A 7,806-nucleotide genomic window follows, 5' to 3' on the forward strand; every position below is an offset into this window, starting at 1 on the left:
AGTGGAAAGTCCTTGTGATAGAGTTCCTTAAGTTCTTCTTTGCTTATGGTTCTCATGAGTATTAATATATGACCTTAAGCCTTGCGTAGCCGTCCCTTTTTTCCACTTCTATTCTTTGACTAAACTTTTCCGCTATGTCTTCCACGTGGGTTATAACTCCCACAAGCCTGTCTGTGGACTGTCTTATCATATCAAAAAACTCAGAAAGGGAATCTCTTGTTTCCCTATCTAAAGAACCAAAGCCTTCATCTATGAAAAGACTTTCAAGAGGCGCATTCTGGGAAAGTATGTCCGCAACCGCAAAGGCAAGAGAAAGGCTCGCCAAAAAGGTCTCACCACCGCTCAAACTGGAAACAACCCTGTGATATCCAGTAGAGTGGTCATAGACATGCAGGTCTCCCTCAATCAGGTCAAAGGTAAAAAGTCCCGTAGTGAATTTAAAAAGGTAATAACTTGCCCTATCAATAATCCTTTTTAGCATAAGCTGGCTCACATACTCTGGAAATTGATTGTCTACAAGGTCGTTCCTTAGCCTTTCGTAAAGACTCAAGTTCATGCGAAGCTCAGAAAGCTCCTTTTCCAAACTTTGTTTCTCGGAAAGGTCTTTCTTTAGCTTTTCTATATCGCTGTGGAGACTTCCGTGCAGTCTTCTGTTTTCCTCAATAGATGCGTTTAAGTTCTTTAAGTCCTCTTCAACCTGAGAGGTTTCAGGAAGTTCCCTTAGGCTTTGAAGTTTTACCTCAAGCTCCTTTAGTCTATTTTCAAGATTATGCCTTTCTCTGTTATATTCTTCTATCTCTTGTTGAAGCTCTCTTATTTGCTCTTGACTCAAAGCATATCTTTTGAGGTTTTGCAAACTACCAAACCTCTCTTGGAGAAAGTATATCTCACTTGCCATGCTTTGTTTCTGAGTCTGCAATTGATAAAGCATCCTTTCTATGTTTTGAATATCCGAGGTAAGCCTTGTTTCTTGCTCTCTCAACCTTTGCAAGTAGGAGAGAGTCTTTTGGTAGTTCTCCTGCACTTCTTTTACCTTTTGTTCCAACTCTTGGCTTTGTTTTTCTAACTTGTGTGCTAAGAGTTCAGAGGGGCTTTCTCCGGTAGCTTTTATAACCCTACCGCCTAAGTCCATAAGTTTTTCTTCCAAAGACCTCTTCTGCTCTGCCAATCCCTTTAACCTCTCTTCAAGCTCCGCATACTTCTTTTCCTTTTCCATAAGCTCTTCTTGTATCTCATCAAACCTCTGTTTAAACTTCCTCTCCCTTTCCCTCAACAACCTAAGCTCCTCATACGCCCTTTCTACTTCTTTGACCTTTTCAAGCACCACATCCAAAGGTTCTCCCAAAGACTTAACTAAGGAGTCTATTTCTTCTATAAGCCTTTCAAGGAAAGAGTTCTTTGAGAGAAACTCCTCTCTTATTCTGCCTTCTTCGGACCTTAGGTTGTCTATAAAGTTGGATAGTTCAGATTGTTTGGTCTTGAGGTCTCTTAAGGTTTGCTCCTTGTCCTTTAAAAGCCTCTTTTTTTCCTCAATTTCCTTTAGAATGTCCTCTACCTCAGAGAGTTTTCTGTGAATATCCTCTGTGGAAAGTCCATGCAGTGATTCTTGCAATTCCTTTTCCTTATTTTCCAAAAGGGAAAACTTGGCTTGCCTTTCAAAAAGCTCAGACCTAAGACCATTTATAGCTCTTTCTAATTCCTCTTGTCTTTTGATTAGACTTGCGATGTCTTCTCCCTTTCCTTCAAATTCTATATGCTCCAATCTATGACCGCATACGGGACATATGTCTCCTTCCTTCAACCTTGACCTTATCTCAAAGGCATACACCTCAAGTCTTCTTTCTTTTAGCTTTTCCAACTCTTCTTCCATAAGGCTTAGGTTTTTCTCCAACTCTTGCAATTTTTGTTTATGCATAGCTTTCTCTTCGCATACCTGCTTGAGTTCCAAAGCTTTACTTAGCTGTTCCTTAAGCCTAAAGCTCTCCTGAAGCAGTTCACCCTCTTTTTCTAAAAAGTTCCTAAGGTTAGATATATCTCTTTCTACTTCTTCTATGGCATGCTCCAGTTTCTCCTTTTCTTTTAGTGCTTTGTTTAGCTCCTCCTCCTTACCTTTTAGGTCTTTTTCAAGGGTTTCTACCTGTTTTTTGACCTGTTCCTGCCTCCTTTTCAATTCATTCAACTTCTCCACCTGCTCCTTTATCCTCTGAGATTGAATAAACTCTTGCTCTATACCCTCTTCCTCAAGTTTTTGTATGGCTTGCTCCACCTCTCTTATCTTCTCATAACCTTTGCGAGACCTTTCCCTTAGCTCCTTTAACTGTGTTTCGTAAAGGTTTTTTTGTTCCTCTAAACGTTCTATATCCTCCTCTATCTTTTCTAAGTCTTTTTTGAAGCTTAAATATTGCTCAATAAGCTGTATGGCTTGGCTTATCTCAATTCGTTTCTTGTTGTATAACTCAAGGTTTTTAAACTCTCCTTCTATCCTTTTAAACTCTTGCTCCGCAAGCTCCCTTTCGTCATAATACTTTTTTAGGTCAAGCTCTTTTTTCCTTTTCTCTTCTTTGAGTTTTTCTTCTTGTAAAAGAAGGTTCTCATATTGTTCTACTCTTGGAAGGTAAGGAAGTATTTCAAGGGCGGTCTCAAGAAGTTGTTTTTTTCGTGCCATGTCTTCTTCTTGAAGGGATAAATTGTTTAAGTTTTCCAATGTTTTTTTGTATTCCTGCAAAAGGCTGTCCCGTTCCTTACACCTTAGAAGTAGGTCTGTTAGTTTGGATGCCTTTTCTGAAAGCTCCTTATATTCTTTTTCCACCCTCTCAAGTTCTTTCTCCTTTTGAAGTATAAGTTCTGGAGTTATATGAGCCAGTTGTTCAAATCTCTGTTGCATAAGCTGAAGTTTGCCAGTGAGATGTCTATACTCTTCTCCCACTAAGTCTTTTAGTGAGGAAATGAGCTCAGAAAATCCAAGCAAGGAATTGAGTATTTCTCTTCTTTCTCTTTGATTTTGTGGCTTTAAAAACCTATCAAACTGGTTTTGAGGTAGCAATATAACCTTTGTAAAAATACCATAGTCAAGCCTAAGCACATTCTTGAGATAGTCTTCTAATTCCCTTTCTCTAAAAGGCTTTGGCTTTCCCTCTTCGTAAAACCTAAACTCTGACTGATTTCTTCTTTTGTCTTCCACATACTCTCTTTCTATTTTGTATCTCCTTCCTCTAACAGAGAACTCTAAGGATACACGCATAAACCTCTGACCCTTTGAGACAAGATATGCATGTGCCCTTTCTCCTCCGTATCTTGGAACTTTTCCATAAAGGGCGTAGCATATGGCATCAATAAGGCTTGTCTTTCCCGCTCCCGTCTTACCCTTTATGGTAAAGAAGTCAAGGGCTGAAAAGTCAACGCTATGCTTTCCTCTGTATACGGTAAAGTTCTCAAGTTCAAGTTTTATGGGTCTCATGGCTAACCTTGTCTATAAGTTTTTGGAATAGAGCCTTTAGCTCTTGTGAGGGCTCTGACTTGTATTTATACCTATAAAAGTCCTCATACAGGCTAAGCAGGTCTATTTTGCCTGTTTCTGTTTTTGTCTCTTGATAGGTCCCTACAGGCTCCATTTCAAGTCTTACAAGCCTATCACCGAGGATTTTAAACACCGTATCTCTCTTGTGCTGGAAAAAGGGGTCTGACATCCTTACCTCCATGACAACCTTTACCAGTAGGTTTTCCTTGGACAAGGGTTCAAGGGACTTTTGTATATCATCTCCTTCTTTGAGTCTTATCTCCACAAGCTGTCTTTTTAGGTCAAGCCTTATGGTTTCCACCTTTGCCATACCATCCTCAAGCACCACCAAGTTTACAAACTTATCCATACCCTTTTCTGAAAAATCTATCTGGTAGAGACTGCCAGAGTAGTAAACTTTAGATGCTGTGCCTTCTATCCTTTGGTTTCTATGTACATGCCCTAAGGCTACATACTGAAAGGTATCCGGAATTGTGTCTGCTCTTACCGTATAGTAAGGACTTACGCTTGATTGGAGTTCACTTCCTGCCACCTTAGCCTTCTCTATCATTAAGTGAGACACGAGGACTCTGTAGCGTGAGTCCTCAACCTCGCGTGCAAGGGCTTTCATGTAATTCGCCACTTTTTCCGCATAGCTTCTTCGCCTTTCTTCGTCAAAGTGTGTCAAGACCCTTTCATCTGGATAGGGAAGGCAGGCAATCTTTAACTGGTCATATTGAAATATAACTTCCTTGAGGTTTGTAGAAGGTCTATCAAAGACATGAATGTTTGAGAGTTTCCTTAGGTTCTTGTATATTTTCATAAAGTCGTAGCTGTCGTGGTTTCCCGCTATGAGTAATATGTGCAGTCCAATGGAGTTCATTTCTGTGAGGAAGTCCAATATAAGTGCTTGGGATTCAAAGTCGGGGTTTCTCTTGTCAAAGACATCTCCCGCTATCAAAAGAATGTCTACCCTTTCTTCTTTGCATATGTTTTTTACCTGCTCAAGGGCGTAAATTAGGTCTTCATTCCTGCTTACTTTGTCATATAGCCTCTTTCCTGTATGAAGGTCTGATATATGTAAAAGCCTCATGGTAAAGCGTTTGCTTTGTATAGTATAGCCTTTAGCCTCTCAAAGATAGGATTAAAGGGCTCTTCCTTTTCAAGCTTTCTATAAAGGTTAACCATCTCTTTTATTATAAGCTCTACCGCTTCTTCTGGAGTATCACATATAGATATTAGGTCCATGTCGCTTTTGTCTATAGTTCCATAAGACACCATAGTGTTTTTCATAAAGTCAAGAAGAGGTTTCCAGTATTCAAAGCCAAAGAGTATTATGGGAAACCTTGGGCTCTTGCCTGTTTGTATAAGAGTTAGTGCTTCAAAGAGCTCATCAAGTGTCCCAAAACCACCGGGGAATATAAGGTAGGCGGTGGAATATCTCAATAGCATAACCTTTCTCACAAAGAAGTAGTCAAAGTTAAGGGAAAGGTTTTGGTATGGGTTGGGAATTTGCTCTGTAGGTATTTGGATGTTTAATCCTACAGACAAAGTTCCTGCGTCTTTGCCTCCTCTGTTTGCAGCCTCCATTATGCCTGGACCACCACCTGTAACTATATGAAAGCCAAGACTTCCAAGCATAAAGGCGGTTCTGTATGCTTTTTTGTAATAGGGGTCTGTCTCATCAAGCCTTGAACTTCCAAAAAAAGTTATGGCAGGACCTACAGAAGACAGAGCATCAAAACCTTGGACAAACTCACTCATTATCTTTAGGACACGCCAAGTGTCACCCTGCCTTATTTTAAGCTCTTCTATGAGACGTATTTCTTCACTGTTCATTTATGCCTTTTATCATACCCTCTAATTTGAGAAGTTCACCCTCTTGGGGCTTGTTTATGTTCTTGGCATAACGAGGTCTTTTGTAGACAACTTTTTTATTCCTTGACTTGCCTTTTGATAAGATTTTCTTTGAGCTTTTCTTAGCGGACAAACTCTTCTTATTTACCTGCTTAGCCTTTCCCTGCACCACCTGTTTTTTAGTTTGCGTATTTGCAAAAGACAGGTCTGTGGGCACGGAAAGGCTAAGGGCTGAAACAATTCCAGTTATAAGTAAAAGTTTTCTCATAGTTCACCTCCTTGTTAAAAACTATAGCCTAAAGAGTCAGGATGTGTCAAGAAGGCTGAGAATATCCTCTAATAGCCCATCTCTGTTTTCTTTGCTTACTTCCAAAAGGACCGCACCCGTGAGCCTTCTTATTTCTGCAACAAGAGGATGCACATCCCTTATAGGAATGGTTATCACCATATGCTTTCTGGGGTCATGGATGAGTGCTCTAATAAGCTCTCTAAAGGGCTTTGAGAAAAGCTCCATCTTGCCTACTTCATCCACAAGCACCACCTTGTTTTCCCTAAGAGCTTTCTCAAGAATTGGAAGGGCAACACTTTCAAATCTTTGCACATTTACACCATAAGAGCCTACAAGATGTTTTGAAGTAAAGGTTTTGCTGGCAAAAAGCAGGCTATTACCCTCTGTGGAGACTACCTTAAAGCCTGTGCGTTTTTTTGTTTTTGGGTCTCTAACCTCTTCTGTCCAAAAGCCTATGGCTTTGTTTCCCAAAACCTTTGCTAACTTCTTTATGAGTGTGGTTTTTCCTATACCCGGTTCTCCTGTAAGCACTATTTTCATAGGTCCTGAAGGGCGTAAACCTTTAGTCTACCACCGTGCTTTATGTAGCTTTTTATGGCTTCAAGCATGGCATATCCACCTCTTACAGTGGTTGTGTAAGGTATGCCATATTGAATTGCAGACCTCCTAATGTGATAAGCATCGCTCCTCTCTTTTCTGCCTGTGGGCGTGTTTATGATGAGCTGTATCTCTTGGTTTTTTATCATGTCCACCACGTTGGGTCTTCCTTCGGAGACCTTTAGCACATGCTTTATATCCAATCCTCTCTCCTTTAGAAACTTGTATGTTCCAGAAGTGGCATAGACTTCAAAGCCCAGCTCAAGAAAGCCTCTTGCAAGGTCTATCACTTTTGGTTTATCCCTGTCCGCCACACTAAGGAAAACTTTGCCTTCCAAAGGTAACCTGCTACCTGCAGAAAGCTGTGCCTTGTAGTAAGCCAGTCCAAAGTCCTCTGCAATGCCCATAACTTCTCCTGTGCTTTTCATTTCGGGTCCAAGCACTGGGTCTTCTTCTGGAAACCTGTTCCAAGGAAAGACCACCTCTTTGACGGAGTATACCTTCTTGTCTGAAGGCATAAAGTCGCTGGCAAAGTGGGCTTTGCCTTCCCGTAGTCTTTCAAATACCTCTGGGACAAGCTCTCTCAAAGACTTACCAATACCCACGAGAGCGGATAGCTTTGCCAAAGGATAGCCTATGGTCTTGCTTACAAAAGGAACAGTCCTTGAAGCCCTTGGGTTAACCTCAAGCACGTAGACCTCACCATCCTTTACCGCAAACTGAAGGTTCACAAGCCCTTTCACTTTTAGAGCCTTCGCTATGAGCTTAGACTGTCTTTTTATCTCTTCTACCACTTCCTTTGAGAGAGTGTATGGTGGTATGCTTGCCGCGCTATCTCCTGAATGAACACCCGCCTCCTCTATATGCTCCATCACCGCACCTATTAGATAATCCTCACCATCTCCTATGGCGTCCACATCCACTTCTATACTGTCAGAAAGATACTTGTCTATGAGTATGGGTCTTTCAAAGCTCACACTTACCGCCTCTTCAAGGTATTGGATAAGCTCCTCCCTGTCATAAACTATTCTCATAGCCCTGCCACCAAGCACATAGGAAGGTCTCACAAGCACAGGAAAGCCAAGCTCTTCCGCTATTCTTATGGCTTCTTCCTTCGTCCTTGCAGTTCCACTGGGTGGCTGTTTTATGCCAAGGTTGTCAACAAGTTTCTTAAAGAGCTCCCTATCCTCCGCCATATCTATGCTTTCTGGAGGAGTTCCCAGTATGTTTATACCAAGGTTCTTGAGAGGAAGGGAGAGTTTAAGAGGCGTTTGACCACCAAACTGGAGAAAGACTCCATCGGGCTTTTCTCTTCTTATGACCTCAAGCACATTTTCCAAAACCACTGGCTCAAAGTATAAAGCGTTCGCAGTGTCGTAGTCTGTAGAGACAGTTTCTGGGTTGCAGTTAACCATTATGGTCTCTATTCCCTGCTCCTTTAGGGCAAAGACCGCATGGACGCAGGCATAGTCAAACTCTATACCTTGACCTATACGATTTGGTCCACTGCCAAGGATTAATACTTTCTTCATTAAACTCATTATTTTAACTCAAGCCTAAAAGGCAT

The 7,806-nt window shown here is 41.2% G+C and carries 6 protein-coding genes; all 6 read right to left on the reverse strand.

Annotated features, from left to right (window positions below; genetic code table 11):
- Positions 1-61: 61 nt before the first annotated feature.
- The 6 genes from WKI49_02585 to carB are packed head-to-tail and all read right to left on the reverse strand — an operon-like array spanning position 62 to position 7,771.
- On the reverse strand, positions 62-3,457 hold the full coding sequence (locus WKI49_02585; GenBank protein ID MEJ7621390.1) for an AAA family ATPase: 3,396 nt from the start codon (positions 3,455-3,457) through the stop codon (positions 62-64).
- Positions 3,438-4,589: an exonuclease subunit SbcD gene (sbcD, locus tag WKI49_02590; GenBank protein MEJ7621391.1), complete on the reverse strand. Its 1,152-nt coding sequence runs from the start codon at positions 4,587-4,589 to the stop codon at positions 3,438-3,440. The genes WKI49_02585 and sbcD overlap by 20 nt, the downstream gene beginning before the upstream one ends.
- On the reverse strand, positions 4,586-5,335 hold the full coding sequence (locus WKI49_02595; GenBank protein ID MEJ7621392.1) for a TIGR00730 family Rossman fold protein: 750 nt from the start codon (positions 5,333-5,335) through the stop codon (positions 4,586-4,588). The genes sbcD and WKI49_02595 overlap by 4 nt, the downstream gene beginning before the upstream one ends.
- Positions 5,325-5,621 carry a hypothetical protein gene (locus WKI49_02600; protein ID MEJ7621393.1) on the reverse strand — a complete coding sequence of 99 codons (297 nt, stop codon included), beginning with the start codon at positions 5,619-5,621 and terminating at the stop codon, positions 5,325-5,327. Before WKI49_02600 ends, WKI49_02595 begins: the two co-directional genes overlap by 11 nt.
- Positions 5,622-5,657: 36 nt before the next feature.
- A complete protein-coding gene (locus WKI49_02605; protein ID MEJ7621394.1) occupies positions 5,658-6,182 on the reverse strand; it encodes an NTPase in 525 nt (174 codons plus the stop codon).
- Positions 6,179-7,771: a carbamoyl-phosphate synthase large subunit gene (gene carB, locus WKI49_02610; protein ID MEJ7621395.1), complete on the reverse strand. Its 1,593-nt coding sequence runs from the start codon at positions 7,769-7,771 to the stop codon at positions 6,179-6,181. The genes WKI49_02605 and carB overlap by 4 nt, the downstream gene beginning before the upstream one ends.
- Positions 7,772-7,806 lie beyond the last annotated feature (35 nt).

It is taken from the genome of Aquificaceae bacterium, from assembly GCA_037722135.1.
Lineage (GTDB): Bacteria > Aquificota > Aquificia > Aquificales > Aquificaceae > Pampinifervens > Pampinifervens sericum.